This is a genomic window from Gordonia jinhuaensis (assembly GCF_014639795.1).
Lineage (GTDB): Bacteria > Actinomycetota > Actinomycetes > Mycobacteriales > Mycobacteriaceae > Gordonia_B > Gordonia_B jinhuaensis.
Genome location: NZ_BMGC01000010.1, coordinates 37,062 through 52,007, shown reverse-complemented (window position 1 = coordinate 52,007; position 14,946 = coordinate 37,062). Strand labels below are relative to the sequence as shown.

Annotated in this window: 12 protein-coding genes; 7 read left to right on the top strand and 5 right to left on the bottom strand. The window is 66.8% G+C overall.

Annotated features, from left to right (window positions below; genetic code table 11):
- Positions 1-436: 436 nt before the first annotated feature.
- The 6 genes from IEW22_RS09105 (at position 437) to IEW22_RS09080 (ending at position 9,411) form a co-directional block, all read left to right on the top strand.
- Entirely contained in the window at positions 437-4,279 is a 3,843-nt protein-coding gene (locus IEW22_RS09105; protein WP_407066592.1) for a translation initiation factor IF-2 N-terminal domain-containing protein, read from the top strand.
- A gap of 241 nt (positions 4,280-4,520) precedes the next feature.
- A complete protein-coding gene (rplU, locus tag IEW22_RS09100; RefSeq protein ID WP_188586302.1) occupies positions 4,521-4,832 on the top strand; it encodes a 50S ribosomal protein L21 in 312 nt (103 codons plus the stop codon).
- Between the two features lie 28 nt (positions 4,833-4,860).
- Positions 4,861-5,124, top strand: coding sequence for a 50S ribosomal protein L27 (rpmA, locus tag IEW22_RS09095; protein ID WP_188586301.1), 264 nt, complete (start codon positions 4,861-4,863; stop codon positions 5,122-5,124).
- Between the two features lie 197 nt (positions 5,125-5,321).
- Positions 5,322-6,794, top strand: a complete 1,473-nt coding sequence (gene obgE / locus IEW22_RS09090; RefSeq protein WP_188586300.1) for a GTPase ObgE — start codon at positions 5,322-5,324, stop codon at positions 6,792-6,794.
- Positions 6,787-7,887: a glutamate 5-kinase gene (proB, locus tag IEW22_RS09085; RefSeq protein ID WP_188586299.1), complete on the top strand. Its 1,101-nt coding sequence runs from the start codon at positions 6,787-6,789 to the stop codon at positions 7,885-7,887. Before obgE ends, proB begins: the two co-directional genes overlap by 8 nt.
- A 147-nt stretch (positions 7,888-8,034) precedes the next feature.
- Positions 8,035-9,411: an amidohydrolase family protein gene (locus IEW22_RS09080; protein ID WP_188586298.1), complete on the top strand. Its 1,377-nt coding sequence runs from the start codon at positions 8,035-8,037 to the stop codon at positions 9,409-9,411.
- Here IEW22_RS09080 and IEW22_RS09075 read toward each other — a convergent pair.
- The 5 genes from IEW22_RS09075 to ectA form a co-directional block, all read right to left on the bottom strand.
- Positions 9,363-10,292 (bottom strand): Sir2 family NAD-dependent protein deacetylase, encoded by a 930-nt coding sequence (locus IEW22_RS09075; RefSeq protein WP_188586297.1) that lies wholly within the window; start codon positions 10,290-10,292, stop codon positions 9,363-9,365. The genes IEW22_RS09080 and IEW22_RS09075 overlap by 49 nt on opposite strands.
- Before the next feature lie 14 nt (positions 10,293-10,306).
- Positions 10,307-11,215: a D-isomer specific 2-hydroxyacid dehydrogenase family protein gene (locus IEW22_RS09070; RefSeq protein ID WP_188586296.1), complete on the bottom strand. Its 909-nt coding sequence runs from the start codon at positions 11,213-11,215 to the stop codon at positions 10,307-10,309.
- A 135-nt stretch (positions 11,216-11,350) separates the two neighbouring features.
- A complete protein-coding gene (locus tag IEW22_RS09065; protein ID WP_188586295.1) occupies positions 11,351-11,746 on the bottom strand; it encodes an ectoine synthase in 396 nt (131 codons plus the stop codon).
- A gap of 109 nt (positions 11,747-11,855) precedes the next feature.
- Positions 11,856-13,226 (bottom strand): diaminobutyrate--2-oxoglutarate transaminase, encoded by a 1,371-nt coding sequence (gene ectB, locus IEW22_RS09060; protein WP_188586294.1) that lies wholly within the window; start codon positions 13,224-13,226, stop codon positions 11,856-11,858.
- Positions 13,227-13,440: 214 nt separating this feature from the next.
- Positions 13,441-14,043 carry a diaminobutyrate acetyltransferase gene (gene ectA / locus IEW22_RS09055; protein WP_188586293.1) on the bottom strand — a complete coding sequence of 201 codons (603 nt, stop codon included), beginning with the start codon at positions 14,041-14,043 and terminating at the stop codon, positions 13,441-13,443.
- A gap of 167 nt (positions 14,044-14,210) precedes the next feature.
- Between ectA and IEW22_RS09050 the strand changes: the two genes are divergently transcribed.
- The gene (locus IEW22_RS09050; protein ID WP_188586292.1) at positions 14,211-14,933 is read left to right on the top strand and encodes an RsmD family RNA methyltransferase; all 723 of its coding nucleotides are present in this window, start codon (positions 14,211-14,213) and stop codon (positions 14,931-14,933) included.
- The last annotated feature ends 13 nt before the right edge of the window (positions 14,934-14,946 follow it).

Below are 14,946 nucleotides of genomic sequence, written 5' to 3'. Positions count from 1 at the left end.
ATATCGCCCGAAACGGGCGCCGATCGTGGCGTGTGGGAGCCGGGCGAGACTTATGTGGGATACTGGCGAGGTCGTCAGTTGTCCAACGGTCCTCAGTTGTCCGACGGTCATCAGGTGACACCTTGATGGCACAGTGTTGTCGGCGGATCGGTTCGCTGGTCCGGCGCACGATGCACGGTCGTATTGCACGTCCCCGTCATCGGTCTCGATCGCATCCGCGAGGCAGGGCCGGTACGGAGTGGACGTCGCACACTGCAACCGGGCCATCACGTAAGGCATCGCCCGGCGGTGCGCATGAATCGACACGATCGAGACATGTGCCGGCCGAGGCGGAGCGAGACCACCACAGGACCCAGGGTCGTCAAGAGCCTGGTACAGACAACACAAGCCCTCGCGTGGCCGCGTATCACGCGCCCGGGGGCTCATAGGAGAATACGTGACCACCGACAACGGGTCGCCGGACGAGCAGTCCGGGTCGAACGAATTGAATGCGCCCACCGAGCCGACCACCTCGGATGCGCCCGCCTCGGCCGGAGCATCGGCGCCGCAGGACGACCAGTCCGCCATCGAGTTCCCGCACAAACTGCGTGTTCACGCACTGGCGCGGTTGTTGGGGGTCACCAGCCGTCAGGTGCTCGGGCATCTCGCCGACCTCGGCGTCACCGCCCGCAGTGCCCAGTCGAGTATCGATCGCAATGCCGCTGTCCGCGTGCGCGACATCTTGACCGGGCAGGCCGAGGCTCCCGCAGCAGATTCGCCTGCCGACACGACAGAGTCCCAGGCGACGGGAACCCCCTCGACAAAATCCGAGCCGACAGAACCCGAGTCGACAGAACCCGAGTCGACAGGGCCTGAGACCGCTGAGCCGGTGTCGGCACAACCATCGACCGGCCTGTTCTCAGCCGTCGTCGTGGAGGAGCCGGTCGCTCCGACCGCGGCCGGCGAGGTCGGTCAGTCGCCACTGTTCCTGCCGCCGTCGGCGGAGGCTGTTCGCGCCGAACGCGAGGCGCGTGCACGTCGTCGCGCCGAGTCCGGCACGACGTCGGAGAAGACGCCACCCGCTGGTGCCGGGGAGCCCGTTGCCGGAAGCGATCGTGACGGGCGCGACGAGGATGACGAGCGCGACGAGCGGCAGTCGTCCGGCGACCAGGGAGCTGACGATCACGGCACCGAAGAGTCCAACGGCTCGTCGCGTCGCCGTCGCCGCGGTCGTCGTGGCCGCGGCCGCGGTCGTGGCGACCAGAACGGCCCGGCCGGGGATGACTCGGCTGGCGACCACTCGGCCGAAGAAGGCAGGGAACCGCAGGACCGGCGCGACACGGTTGACCACGACTCCGCCGGGGCTTCCGGCCATGACGCGGACGACGACACGACCACCGACGATGCCGACGGCGATCTGACGACAGCAGAGTCGACCGGGGCGCAGTCGCGCGGTGGCCGTCATCGCTCGCGCAGCCGTAACCGCCACGCGCGGTCGGGAGATGACAGCGCGTCTGATGCAGACGACTCAGGCGAGTCGACTGTCGGCGGGAGCGCCGCCTCGCACACGTCGGACGTTTCCGACGATGCGGCATCCGACGAGAAGAACTCCGGCGACACGAACGCGAACGCCAAGAACTCGAGTGACAAGAACTCGAGTGACAAGAACTTGAGCGACAAGAACACCGGCGACGACGAGGACGAGGACGGCGGCAGCGCGAGCTCGCGCCGCCGGCGGCGTCGTCGGCGTCGCAAGGGTGGCGAGGACGGCGACGAGCAGTCGTCGACGAACGACGATCCGCCCAACACGGTGGTCCACGAACGCGAGCCGCGGAACAAGGCGCGCGCCCGTGACCGCGACGAGGTGCAGGGCATCTCCGGATCCACGCGACTCGAGGCCAAGCGTCAGCGGCGGCGTGACGGTCGCGACGCGGGCAGGCGGCGTCCGCCGATCCTGAGCGAGTCGGAGTTCCTGGCTCGTCGTGAGGCCGTCGACCGCGTCATGGTGGTGCGTGAACGAGCCGCCAACGGACGTCTGGCGACCACACACGCCCACGAACACGACAACGGAACGGGCGCACCCGAGACCTCCAGGCCGATCGAGGACTACACGCAGATCGCCGTGCTCGAGGACGGTGTGCTCGTGGAACACTTCGTGACCACGTCGACATCGCAGTCCATGGTGGGCAACATCTACCTCGGTCGGGTACAGAACGTGCTCCCGGGCATGGAAGCCGCATTCGTCGACATCGGCCGAGGACGTAACGGCGTCCTCTACGCCGGCGAGGTGAACTGGGATGCGGCCGGACTCGACGGCGGCTCCCGCAAGATCGAACAGGCACTCAAGCCCGGTGACGAGGTTCTCGTCCAGGTGTCCAAGGATCCGGTCGGACACAAGGGAGCCCGACTGACCACGCAGATCTCGCTGGCCGGTCGCTACCTCGTGTACGTACCCGGCGGCAGCTCCACCGGCATCAGCCGCAAACTGCCCGATGTGGAGCGCAAGCGGCTCAAGCAGATTCTCGGCCACATCGTCCCCGACAATGCCGGGGTCATCATCCGCACGGCCTCGGAGGGTGTGAGCGAAGAGGAGCTCACCGCCGACATCGAACGCCTCCGCAAGCAGTGGGAATCGATCGAGGCCGCGGTCCGCCCCGACGCGTCCGCGCAGAAGAGCTCCGGTGGGAAGTCAGGGTCGGGCAAGTCCGGTTCGGGCAAGTCGAGCTCACTGAAGACCGGGACCGCGCCGAAGACGATGTACGAGGAGCCGAATCTCCTGGTCAAGGTCGTGCGCGATCTGTTCAACGAGGACTTCAAGAAGCTCGTCGTCGAGGGTGACGGCTCCTGGGATCTCGTCGAGGGCTACGTGTCGGCGGTGGCACCCGACCTCCTCGACAGGGTCGAGCGGTTCGAGAACCCACACGCCGACTCGCCGGATGTGTTCAGCGCCTACCGCATCGACGAGCAGCTCGCCAAGGCACTCGATCGCAAGGTCTGGCTGCCCTCGGGCGGCACCCTGGTCATCGACCACACCGAGGCCATGACGGTCATCGACGTCAACACCGGCAAGTTCACCGGGTCGGGCGGCAACCTCGAGGAGACGGTCACCCGCAACAACCTCGAGGCCGCCGAGGAGATCGTTCGCCAGATGCGCCTACGCGACATCGGCGGCATGATCATCGTCGACTTCATCGACATGGTGCTCGAATCCAACCGCGATCTCGTTCTGCGGCGCCTGACCGAGGCGCTGTCCCGCGACCGAACCCGGCATCAGGTGTCGGAAGTGACGTCGCTGGGACTCGTGCAGATGACCCGTAAGCGGCTCGGCACCGGCTTGTTGGAGGCCTTCTCCACCACCTGTGCCTGCTGCGGCGGCAGGGGACTGATCGTGCACGACAACCCCGTCGAGGTGGCCTCGACCGACGACAGGCATGAGGGGTCCGGCAAGAAGTCGCGACGCTCGCGGAAGGCCAAGTCGGAGCCGGCTGCCGAGACCGCTGACAGCGCCGACAACGTCGCCAAGGGCAAGTCGCACCACAGTCCGGCCGAACACCCCATGTTCCGTGCCATGGCACACCGCGACGAGGACGGTGAACTGACCGATACCGAGCGCGATGCCGGAGACGTGCAGGACAGCGGCGCTACGGCGAGCACCGAGGCATCTGAGCCGGTGACGAGTGAGGCCTCCCCCTCGGTGACCAATGAGGCCTCCGCCTCGGTGACGAGCGGCGATGACGCCGACGAGAGCGGCGCACCCGGCTCGTCAGCCGGTGCGCCGCAGACGGGCGATGACGGACAGGCTCGCGGCCGCAGGCGTAGCCGAGGCGGACGAGGCCGCGGTGACCGCGATACCAACGGTTCGGCGCATGATGCCGCTGCCGGTGAGGCCAGTGAACCGGTGGCAGCGGCCGAGGAGCCGAGTGCGCCCGATACGGGCACCGACGGTTCCGCTGAAGCGATCCGCTCTGCCGGCCCCGACACGGCCGCGCCGACGGAAGCAGTCGTGACTGAGTCTGCCTCGACTGAGTCAACGACTACAGGGGCAGCGTCGACAGGGCCAGCGCCGACAGAGGCAGTGGTGACACGCAAGCGTCGCCGCGCGAGTCGGCGCACTGCCGCGCCGAGCGTGACCTCCTCGACCGGAGCCACCGCCGTGATCGACACCCCGGCTGCCCCGGTGACCACCTTCGGTCCCGTCGGCTCCGACGGTGCTGGGGCCGCAGAGCCGGCCGTGGCGGTGCGCAGGACTCCGCGGCGCAGGGCCGCTGGTCGTCCGGCGGGGCCTCCGCAAGACGCCTGATACCACCTCGACACGGGCTGCGGGGCTGGTTTGACCTCATGGTCTGCCGTCCCGTAACCTGGATCAGTCGCCTGACGACGCTCGGGTTGTGCTGTGCGTAAAGCGCGCCGATTCCGAGCGATCGAACTGGCAAGAGGATATGTCGAGGTGCGTCCGTGAGAGTCGCCGCCGCGACTCCGACCACCCGCAGGCGCGCACCCGCGCGCCTCAACGAGACACGACAGTAAGAGGTAGCTCTCCGATGGCAACGTACGCGATCGTCAAGACCGGCGGCAAGCAGTACAAGGTCGCTGAAGGCGACTTGGTGAAGGTCGAGAAGATCGACGGCGAGATCGGTTCCACCGTGCAGCTGCCCGTCGCCCTCGTCGTCGACGGCGCGGATCTGACCACCGACGCCGACAAGCTCGCGAAGATCTCGGTCACCGGCGAGGTCGTCGACCACGTCAAGGGTCCGAAGATTCGCATCCACAAGTTCAAGAACAAGACCGGCTACCACAAGCGCCAGGGTCATCGTCAGAAGCTGACGGTCCTCAAGGTCACCGGCATCAAGTAATTCGACTGTTCTTCAGGAGGACTGACACATGGCACACAAGAAGGGCGCGTCCAGCTCACGCAACGGTCGCGATTCCAATGCTCAGCGGCTCGGCGTCAAGCGCTTCGGCGGCCAGCAGGTCAACGCCGGCGAGATCCTGGTTCGCCAGCGCGGCACCCACTTCCACCCCGGCGTCAACGTCGGTCGTGGTGGCGACGACACCCTGTTCGCCCTTGCTGCCGGTGCTGTCGAGTTCGGCACCAAGCGCGGCCGCAAGACCGTGAACATCGTGCCGGAGCCGGCGGAGGCCTGACCCTCTCGCGGCGACGAGCACATCGATACAGCTCCGAGAAGGGGCGGGCCAGGTCATCACGTACCGGCCCGCCCCTTCTCCTTTTCCCGGGGCCGAACGGTTTTCCGGGATGGGGACAGCGTTCGTAACCATGACGCCCGTACTCATGACGCCCGTACCCATGACGTCCCACCCTCTTTCGGCGAAAGGCACCGCACATGTCCCGATTCATCGACCGGGTGACGATCCACGCCACCGCGGGTAACGGTGGGCATGGCTGCACGTCAGTCCACCGGGAGAAGTTCAAACCGCTCGGCGGCCCCGACGGCGGTAACGGCGGTAACGGGGGCGACGTGATCCTCGTCGTCGACCCCCAGGTACACACACTTCTCGATTTCCACTTCCGCCCGCACGCCAAGGCGACCAACGGCAAGCCCGGTATGGGCGCCAACCGCGACGGCGGCAACGGTGACGACCTGATTCTCAAGGTCCCCGACGGCACGGTGATCCTCGACAGCAAGGGACACCTGCTGGCCGATCTGGTGGGGGACGGCGCCACCTTCGTGGCCGCCCGAGGTGGTCGCGGAGGACTCGGGAACGCCGCGCTGGCGTCCAAGGCACGGCGCGCACCCGGCTTCGCGCTGCTCGGCGAGGAGGGCGACGACAACGAGCTGGTTCTCGAGCTGAAGTCGGTCGCCGATGTCGGGCTGGTGGGGTTCCCGTCGGCAGGTAAATCGTCGCTGGTGTCGGTGTTGTCGGCGGCCAAGCCGAAGATCGCCGACTACCCCTTCACCACACTCGCGCCGAATCTCGGTGTGGTCCAAAGCGGTAACGACGTGTTCACCATCACCGACGTGCCCGGTCTCATCCCCGGCGCGTCGCAGGGCCGCGGACTCGGACTGGAGTTCCTCCGCCATCTCGAGCGGTGTGCGGTGCTGGCGCATGTGGTCGACTGCGCGACGTTGGAACCCGGTCGCGATCCCATCTCCGACATCGACGCGCTCGAGGCCGAATTGGCCGCCTACGAGCCGGTGCTCGAGGCCGACAGCGGTCTCGACGACCTGATGAGCCGGCCCCGCGTCATCATCCTCAACAAGGTCGACATCCCAGAGGCCGCCGAACTCGCCGATCTCGTCGAACCCGAGCTGGCCGAACGTGGCTGGCCGATCTTCCGGGTGTCTGCGGTCGCACACCTGGGTCTGCGGGAGCTGACGTTCGCACTCGACGACATGGTGCGCACCTACCGCACCGAGCACCCCAAGCCGGCAGCGCGGCGTCAGGTGATCCGTCCCAAGGCTGTTGACGAGTCGCAGTTCAGTGTGGTGCCCGATCCCGACGTCGAGGGTGGGTTCATCGTCCGCGGCACTCGGCCGGAACGGTGGATACGCCAGACGCAGTTCGACAACGACGAGGCCGTGGGATACCTCGCCGACCGACTCAACCGGCTCGGCGTGGAAGACGAGTTGGTCAAACTCGGTGCGCGTCCGGGCGCTGCGGTCACGATCGGGGATGTCACCTTCGACTGGGAGCCGCAGACGCCGGTCGGCGACGACGTACCGCTCACCGGGCGTGGAACCGACATCCGACTCGAGCGCACCGACCGTGTCGGCGCAGCCGAGCGCAAGGAGGCCAGGCGGATGCGCCGGGCGCTGCATGAGACCGACTCCTTTGACGACGAGACCGATGAGTGACACTCGCGACCAGGTGGCGCACGCGCGACGTGTCGTGGTCAAGATCGGCTCGTCGGCGCTGACCGACCTGCACGACGGACTCGACACCGCACGTCTGGATAGACTCGTCGACGCGCTGGAGGCGCGGATGCGCGCGGGTTCCGACGTCATCGTGGTGTCCTCGGGTGCTATCGGCGCAGGACTCGCGCCGCTCGGATTGACCTCGCGGCCCAAGGATCTCGCCACCAAACAGGCGGTCGCCAGTGTGGGTCAGCTCAGCCTGGCGCTCGCATGGGGTGAGTCCTTCGCGCGGTATGACCGTGTGGTCGGACAGGTTTTGCTGACCGCGCACGACATCTCGGTCCGTGCGCATCATGCCAACGCACAGCGCACGCTTGACCGGCTGCGCACGCTGCACGCGGTGCCGGTGGTCAACGAGAACGACACGGTCGCCACCAACGAGATCCGGTTCGGTGACAACGATCGGCTGGCCGCACTGGTCGCGCACCTGTCTGGCGCCGACGCGCTGTTCCTGCTGTCGGATGTCGACGGCCTCTACGACGGTGATCCACGCAAGGGCGACGCACGCCTCATCCCCGAGGTCAACGGACCTGCCGATCTCGACGGTGTGATCGCCGGTTCCGGAGGTGCATTGGGCACCGGTGGAATGGCGTCGAAGCTGTCGGCGGCACGCCTTGCCGCCGACGGAGGTGTGCCCGTCTTGCTCGCCGCAGCAGCACAGGCCGATGCGGCACTGGGCGACGCGTCGGTGGGCACGGTGTTCGCCGCCGGCGCCGAGCGGATGTCGGCACGACGCTTCTGGGTGCGCCACGCCGCCGAGTCGCACGGGCGGATCATCCTCGATGATGGTGCCGTACAAGCGATCTCACGTCGTCGACGGTCGCTGCTGCCCGCCGGCGTCGTCGACGTCGGCGGAGAATTCCACTCCGGCGACGTGGTGGAGCTGACCGACATCCACGGTGTGGTGCGGGCACGCGGCGTCGTCGCATACGACATCGACGATGTGCGGCAGATGCTCGGTAAGTCGACATCGGAACTTCCCGCGGACTTCGCCCGCCCCGTGATCCACGCCGACGACCTCGTGGTGATCTGAGCCGACCCCGCGTATCTGTTCTGCGCGTTTGTTCACCGGCTATCCGTCGCACAGTGGAGGTGTCCCGCGGCGCGCGGCACCGCCCGCATCCGACGACAATCGTGTGCGAGCGTCCGATGGCCGGATGCGGACAGGGGACGATACGTGATGGTGCAGCCGACCGACATCGATGTCTGGATCGCCGACCACGTGGTGACGATGAACCCGGGGCACGAGATCCTCAGCCCCGGAGCCGTTGCCGTTGGCGGACAACGCATCCTCGCCGTCGGATCGCCGGAGGAGGTGGTTGCGGGGGCGGGCGGATCGGCGCGGATGAGACGGCTCGACGATCGCGTGCTGATGCCGGGATTGGTCAATGCACTCCACCACTCGGGAATGCTGCGTGGCACGGCCGAGCATCTTCCGGTCTGGGAGTGGTTGCGGTTGCACATCGACCCCATGCACCGTGTGCTGGCGCCCGAGGACGCCGAGGCTGCTGCATGGATGTGCTACGCGGAGGGGCTGCTGTCGGGCACCACAACCGTCGTGGACATGTGGCGGTACATGGACGGTGCCGCCCGCGCCGCCGCGGAACTGGGCAACCGGCTGGTCGCGGTGAATTATGTCGGCACCGCGCCCGGCTATGACTATTTCGATTCGCTCGACGACAACGAGCGCATCCTCACCGAGTGGTCAGGGGCTGCCGGTGGGCGCATCGTCCCGTGGGTCGGTCTGGAGCACCCCTTCTACGCCGACGCTGCGGGCATGCGCCGTGCGGTGGCGATGGCCCGTGACTTCGGCACCGGCTTCTACACGCACTGCTCCGAAGGTCGCGACGAGGTGGCCGAATTCGACGCGCGATACGGGGCCAAGCCGTTGTTCGCACTGGAGAAGCTGGGTGTTCTCGACCTTCCCAGGGTGATGCTCGCCCATGCGGTATGGCTCGACGACGACGAGATCGAGCTCGCCGCCGAACGTGGGGTGTCCGTTTCGCACAACCCGGTCAGCAACATGAAGTTGGCCTCCGGCATGGCGCCGGTCGACGAATTCCTCTCGGCGGGAATGAATGTGGGACTCGGGACGGATGGGGAGAAAGAGAACAACAATCTCGACATGTTCGAGGAGATGAAGGCGGCGTCGCTGCTGGGCAAGTTGCGCACGATGGACGCCGCTGCGATGGATTCGTGGACGGTGCTGGAGATGGCGACGATCGGTGGCGCTCGGGCGCTCGGGCTCGCCGACGAGATCGGCTCACTGGAGGCGGGCAAGCAGGCCGACTTCATCGCGGTCGACACACGCACACCGCTCATCTCCGACGGGCCGTACGCCAACATTCACCACAACCTGGTCCACGCGGTGCGCGGCAGTGACGTGACCACGTCGGTGATCGCCGGACAGGTGGTGGTCGAGAACGGAAGGCTCGTCAACGCCGACCTCGACGAGCTGATCGGCCGTGTCCGTGACCTCGTTCCTGACCTGTTCCGTCGCCGGTCGGACTACCTTGCCGCCGCTGAGACACTTCCCGGCGCAGTTTCGGCGCTCTGAGACGCGTCCGGCCCGGCCAGAGTCGTCAGGACCTGGGACAGGTGGTGGTCGATTTTGAGGTCGGCGATCGCATCGGCTCGGGTGTGACCGCGATTGACCACGGCCAACGCCTTGCCGTTGTCGTGGGCTCGGCGGGCGAAGCGGAACCCCGACATGACCGTCAGTGAGGAACCCAGCACGAGGACCGCGTCGGCGTCGTCGACCATCCGGTAGGCGCGCGCCACGCGGTCGGCGGGCACAGTCTCGCCGAAATAGACGATGTCGGGGCGCAGGATGCCACCGCAGCGCGGGCAGTCGATCATCGTGAAGTCGTCGGTCTCCGAGAGCACCATGTCGGCATCCGGAGCGACCTCGATCGCCCCGTCACCGCGAACCCGTTCCTCGAATCCCACGTTGAGTGGCTCGAGCATCTCGTGCAACCGGTAACGCGACACGTGCCAGCCGCAGTTCGCGCACAGCACCCGTCCGTAGGACCCGTGCAGTTCGATCACCGGGCTGCTGCCGGCCTTGATGTGGAGCATGTCGACGTTCTGGGTGATGACACCGTGCAGTCGCCCCTGGCGTTGCATCGCGGTGAGTGCCAAATGGCCGCTGTTGGGTCGCGCGGCGTCCATGTGGCGCCAGCCGAGGTGATTGCGCGCCCAGTAGTGCCGCCGGAACTCCGGCGCCGACATGTACATCTGGATGGTCATCGGCGTCCGCGGCTTGGCGTGCGGGCTGCGGTAGTCGGGGATACCCGAATCTGTGGACATCCCCGCACCCGTCAGCGCGATGACCCGACGACCGTCGAGCAGGTGCCTGAGCTGCTCGACACGCTGGGTGAAATCGGTGTCGACAGACGTCGCCTCACCGGGCAACCAGGCATCTTGTCGAACACGCACGTGATCGAGGGTAGTCAGTATGCGGAGCCGGGTTCCACCACTGACAGCAGTTGTTCGCGACCGGCGAACCGCCGCAGGTTCTCGGCGATCCACGGCGCGAGGTTCTCGGTGAGCGTCGAGGACGGGTTGGCCACATGCGGGGTGACGATCACGTTGTCGAGGGAGAACAGCGGATCGTCGTCCGCCGGTGGCTCGGGGTCGGTGACGTCGAGGGCCGCACCGGCGATGGTGCCCGCTCGCAGCGCGTCGATCAGCGCCGGTTGGTCGATGAGCGTGCCGCGGGCGATGTTGACGATCCAGGCGTGATCGGGCAGGGCTGCCAGTGCGTCGGCGTCGAGGATGTGGTGGGTCTCCTCGGTGGCCGGTGCGGCGATGACCACATGGTCCACCCGCGCCCATACATCGGCGAGGTCTTTCCACGTGACCGTCTCCTGCGCGCCGTCGACGTGGCGTCCGGAGTGGTTGACCGCCAGCGCGGTGGCTCCGCATGCGCTGAGCCGCGGGATCAGCGCCTTCCCGATCCCGCCCGCACCCAGAACCATCACGGTGGAACCGTGGAGCGACCGCACCGAGGTGTCGATGCGTTTCTTGTCCCATCGGGTGCGCGCAGCCGTGTGGATCTGCCGGAGACCGGCCAGCAGCAGTGCGAGCGCATGCTCAGCGACATTGTCGGCGTAGAAGCCTGATGCGTTGGTCCAGATCCGCTTGTCGTCGATGACGCCGGCCCGCATGAAACCCTCGATCCCCGCGCTCGGCAACGCCACCCACTCCACCGCATCGGGGAGTTCGGGGAAGCCATCCGGCCCGCCGAGCCATGCCAGCACGCGCGCCTGGTCCAGGTCGACGAGTTCGCCGTCGGCGGAGGTGACCGCGTCATCGATGTGGGGATCATTCTGGGGGAGAACGCACACGGGGATGCTCATGACGCCACGGTAGGCGATGAGCATCCCCGGTGCCGTCGCGCTGCGCCGGTGACGAGACGCGACGCGCGCATTCGGTGTCCGGCTCTGGGACGAGCCGAAGTCTCAGGCGACTCGGCCCTCAGACGACTCGACCCCTCAGACGACCTCGACGAGCGGGTAGACGCCGTTCTCGTCATGCGTCTCGTCGCCCACGACCGGCGGGTTGAAGACGCACAGCATCCGCATCTGCGTGTCGGCATGGACGGTGTGGCGCTCATGTCCGTTGAGCAGATACATCGACCCCGGCCCCAGCGGGTAGGTCTTGCCGGTCTCGCGATCGGTCAGCGTGCCGGTGCCCTCGACCAGCCAGACGGCCTCGACGTGGTTGGCGTAGTGGAAGTCGTTGTCGCTCCCGGCTTTGATGGTGGTCTCGTGGAAGGAGAACCCCACCCGGTCACCGCCCAGCACGATGCGCTTGGACCGCCAGTTGCCGTTCTCGGCGACGATGTCGCGGTCGGTGTCGGTGATCTCGTCGGTGGTACGCACGATCATGAGGTGAACCTCCTGTGTTCGTCGGTTGACCGGTCTCTTCCGTTGATCGGTCGGGTGGGTGGTCAGGCGCCCGCGCGGTGCGGTTGACGCCGGTGGAGCAGGCTGCCGATCAGGCTGCGTCGCGCAGCGTCTGTTCGGTGACCTCGGCGAGCAACCGCAGTCCGTCGTCGAGATCCTCATCGGAGATGGTCAGGGCCGGGAGCAGTTTCACGACCTCGTCGGAGGGGCCTGCCGATTCCACGAGCAGTCCGCGCGCGAAGGCCCGCTCGCAGACCTGTGCTGCGTGGGCCGGATCGCCGAAGGCCAATCCTGCGACCATCCCGCGACCGCGGGAAGAGATCGAGCCGTGATCGCGGCAGAGTGCCTCGAGAGCGGCGTGCATGCGCAGGCCCTTGCGGCGTACATCGGCGGCGAAGGTGTCGTCGCCCCAGAACGTCTCCAACGCCTTCGTGGCGGTGACGAATGCGGGATTGTTGCCGCGGAAGGTGCCGTTGTGCTCGCCGGGCTCCCACACATCGAGGTCCGGGCGGAACAAGGTCAGCGCCATCGGGAGTCCGTAGCCGCCGATGGATTTCGAGATCGTCACGATGTCGGGCACGATGCCGGCCGCTTCGAACGAGAAGAAGGTTCCCGTGCGCCCGCAGCCCATCTGGACGTCGTCGACGATCAACAGGATCTCACGCTCGCGGCACAGATTGGCAAGTGCACGAAGCCATTCCGCGCGTGCGACATTCACGCCACCCTCGCCCTGCACCGTCTCCACGATCACCGCGGCCGGTCGGTTGAATCCGCTGCCCGCGTCGTCGAGCACACGCTCGAACCACGAGAAGTCCTCGACGCTGCCATCGAAATAGTTGTCGAAAGGCATCGGTGTGGTGTGCACCAACGGCACACCGGCGCCCGCGCGCTTCATGGAGTTGCCGGTGACCGACAGCGAACCCAGGGTCATCCCGTGAAAGGCGTTGGTGAAGTTGATGATCGCCTCACGTCCGGTGACCTTGCGGGCGAGTTTGAGCGCCGCTTCCACCGCATTGGTCCCGGTGGGGCCGGGGAACATCACCTTGTAGTCGAGTCCGCGCGGAGTCAGGATCGTATCGGTGAACTGCTGCAGAAAGCGACCTTTGGCCACGGTGAACATGTCGAGGCCGTGGGTGATGTTGTCGTCGGCGATGTAGTCGATCAGGGCCGACTTGAGCGCGGGATGATTGTGCCCGTAGTTCAATGCGCCTGCGCCGGCGAAGAAGTCGAGATAGCGTCGGCCGTCTGACGCGGTGAGCCACGACCCACTGGCACGGGTGAACACCGTCGGCCAGCTCCGGGAGTACGAGCGCACCGCCGATTCGCGGACCTCGAAGATGTCGGAGTCGAAGCCGAGTTCGTGTGCGGGGCTCGGATTCTGCGGCAGACCGGTGTCATCGGTTGCGCCGGTGTCATTTGTAGCGACTGTGGTGATGGTGTCGTCGATGGTGGGTGTGGACATGTGTCCTCCTCGAGGGTGGGTGATGAATGCGCGCATCTCACGCGCGTGGTGCTGATCCGGTTGGGGATCGCACGCGGTGTGGAGTACGCCGGACACCGGACATCGCCTCACGGCCCACGAGCCGCGCGGAGATGTCGGGATCAGCGGGTACCCACTGTGCTGATCGGTAAGGCGTGTTGATCGGTAAGGCGTGTTGATCGGTAAGCGTCGATGGTCAGGACGCGGGGCGGAGGATGTAGAGATCCTCGGGCTCGTGATCGCCGGGGAACAGGCCGGCATCGAGGAAATCCCCGCGCGTGATCGTCATCTCGCGGCGTTGTGCCAGCGAGGTGAACAGAGCCACAGATGCGCTGTTGTCGGGACTGATCGTGGTGTGCATCTCGGTTACCGTCGAATTCCCGTATCCGGCAGAGGAATTCGTCAGACCAACGATGCCGATCCCTGAGACGGAGGTCATCAGGTGGTCGAGCATGTTCGCCGCGATGCCCAAGCCGCGAGCCTCGGCGTCGACGGCGATCTGCCAGATCATCAGTGCCTGCGGATGATCGGGACGGATGTAGCCGGTGACGAAGCCCGCGACGCGTCCGTCGACCTCGGCGACGAGACTCGTCCGATGATGATCGGCACACCACAGGACGTAGGCGTAGCTCGAATTGACATCCAGCACATGGGAATCGCGCGCGATCTCCCACATTCGGGCGCCGTCGTCCACCTGTGGACGCCGCAGGACGATCTCCGGAACTCCGGCGCAACTGCGCTGTGCAGCAGTCGAATTGGTGGCTGTCGTGCTTTCGGGTGTTCTCGTCGCAGAAGTCATCGTTACTGAAGTTAACGGGGCGTGACATCGATGTCACCTAGCTGCGGAAATCGGTCACCGAAATGCCGTCATCACCCCTGGTAGGGCATTACATGTGAGGTGTGTCACTCGTTGAGGAGTCGCCTCCGGATTTCCTGAGAGCAGCTGCGGCACCGACACTGGAAGCCATGACCAGGATCATCGCCGGTTCGGCGAAGGGGCGGACGCTGTCGGTGCCGCCCCGCGGCACCCGCCCCACCTCGGACCGAGTGCGCGAGGCCGTGTTCTCGATGGTGGATGCGCGGCGCGATCTCGAAGGGCTGTTCGTGCTCGACCTCTATGCCGGCTCGGGTGCGCTCGGACTCGAGGCACTCTCGCGCGGGGCGACGCATGCGACGCTGGTGGATTCCGATCGTGCGGCGGTCGCCACCATCGCGCGCAATGCCTCGGCGCTGGCCCTCCCGGGTGCCCGGACGCAGCGCAGCGGAGTCCGCGACTTTCTGGCGCAGCGCAGCGGAGTCCGCGACTTTCTGGCGCAGCGCAGCGGAGTCCAGCGCAGCGGAGTCCGCGACTATCCCTCGTTGGGACCTGATGGGTCGGGACCTGGTGGGTTGAGGTCGGGCGGCGAGCCGGGGTCGGCCCCTCGGTTCGATGTCGTGTTCGTCGATCCGCCCTATGCACTCGACACCGACGAGGTCGAGGCGGATCTGGTCGCGCTCGTGACCGGAGGCTGGCTGGCCGACGATGCCTTCGTGATCCTCGAGCGCGCGTCGAGGTCTGATGCGCCGCGGTGGCCGAACGGTTTCGACGTGGCGGTGGACAAGGTCTACGGCGATACGCGCGTGATCCTCGCGCACTGGTCGGGGTCTGCGGCACCGGCCGAGGAGGTGGCCGACCCGCAGTCACTGTGACGGTAGGTTCAGC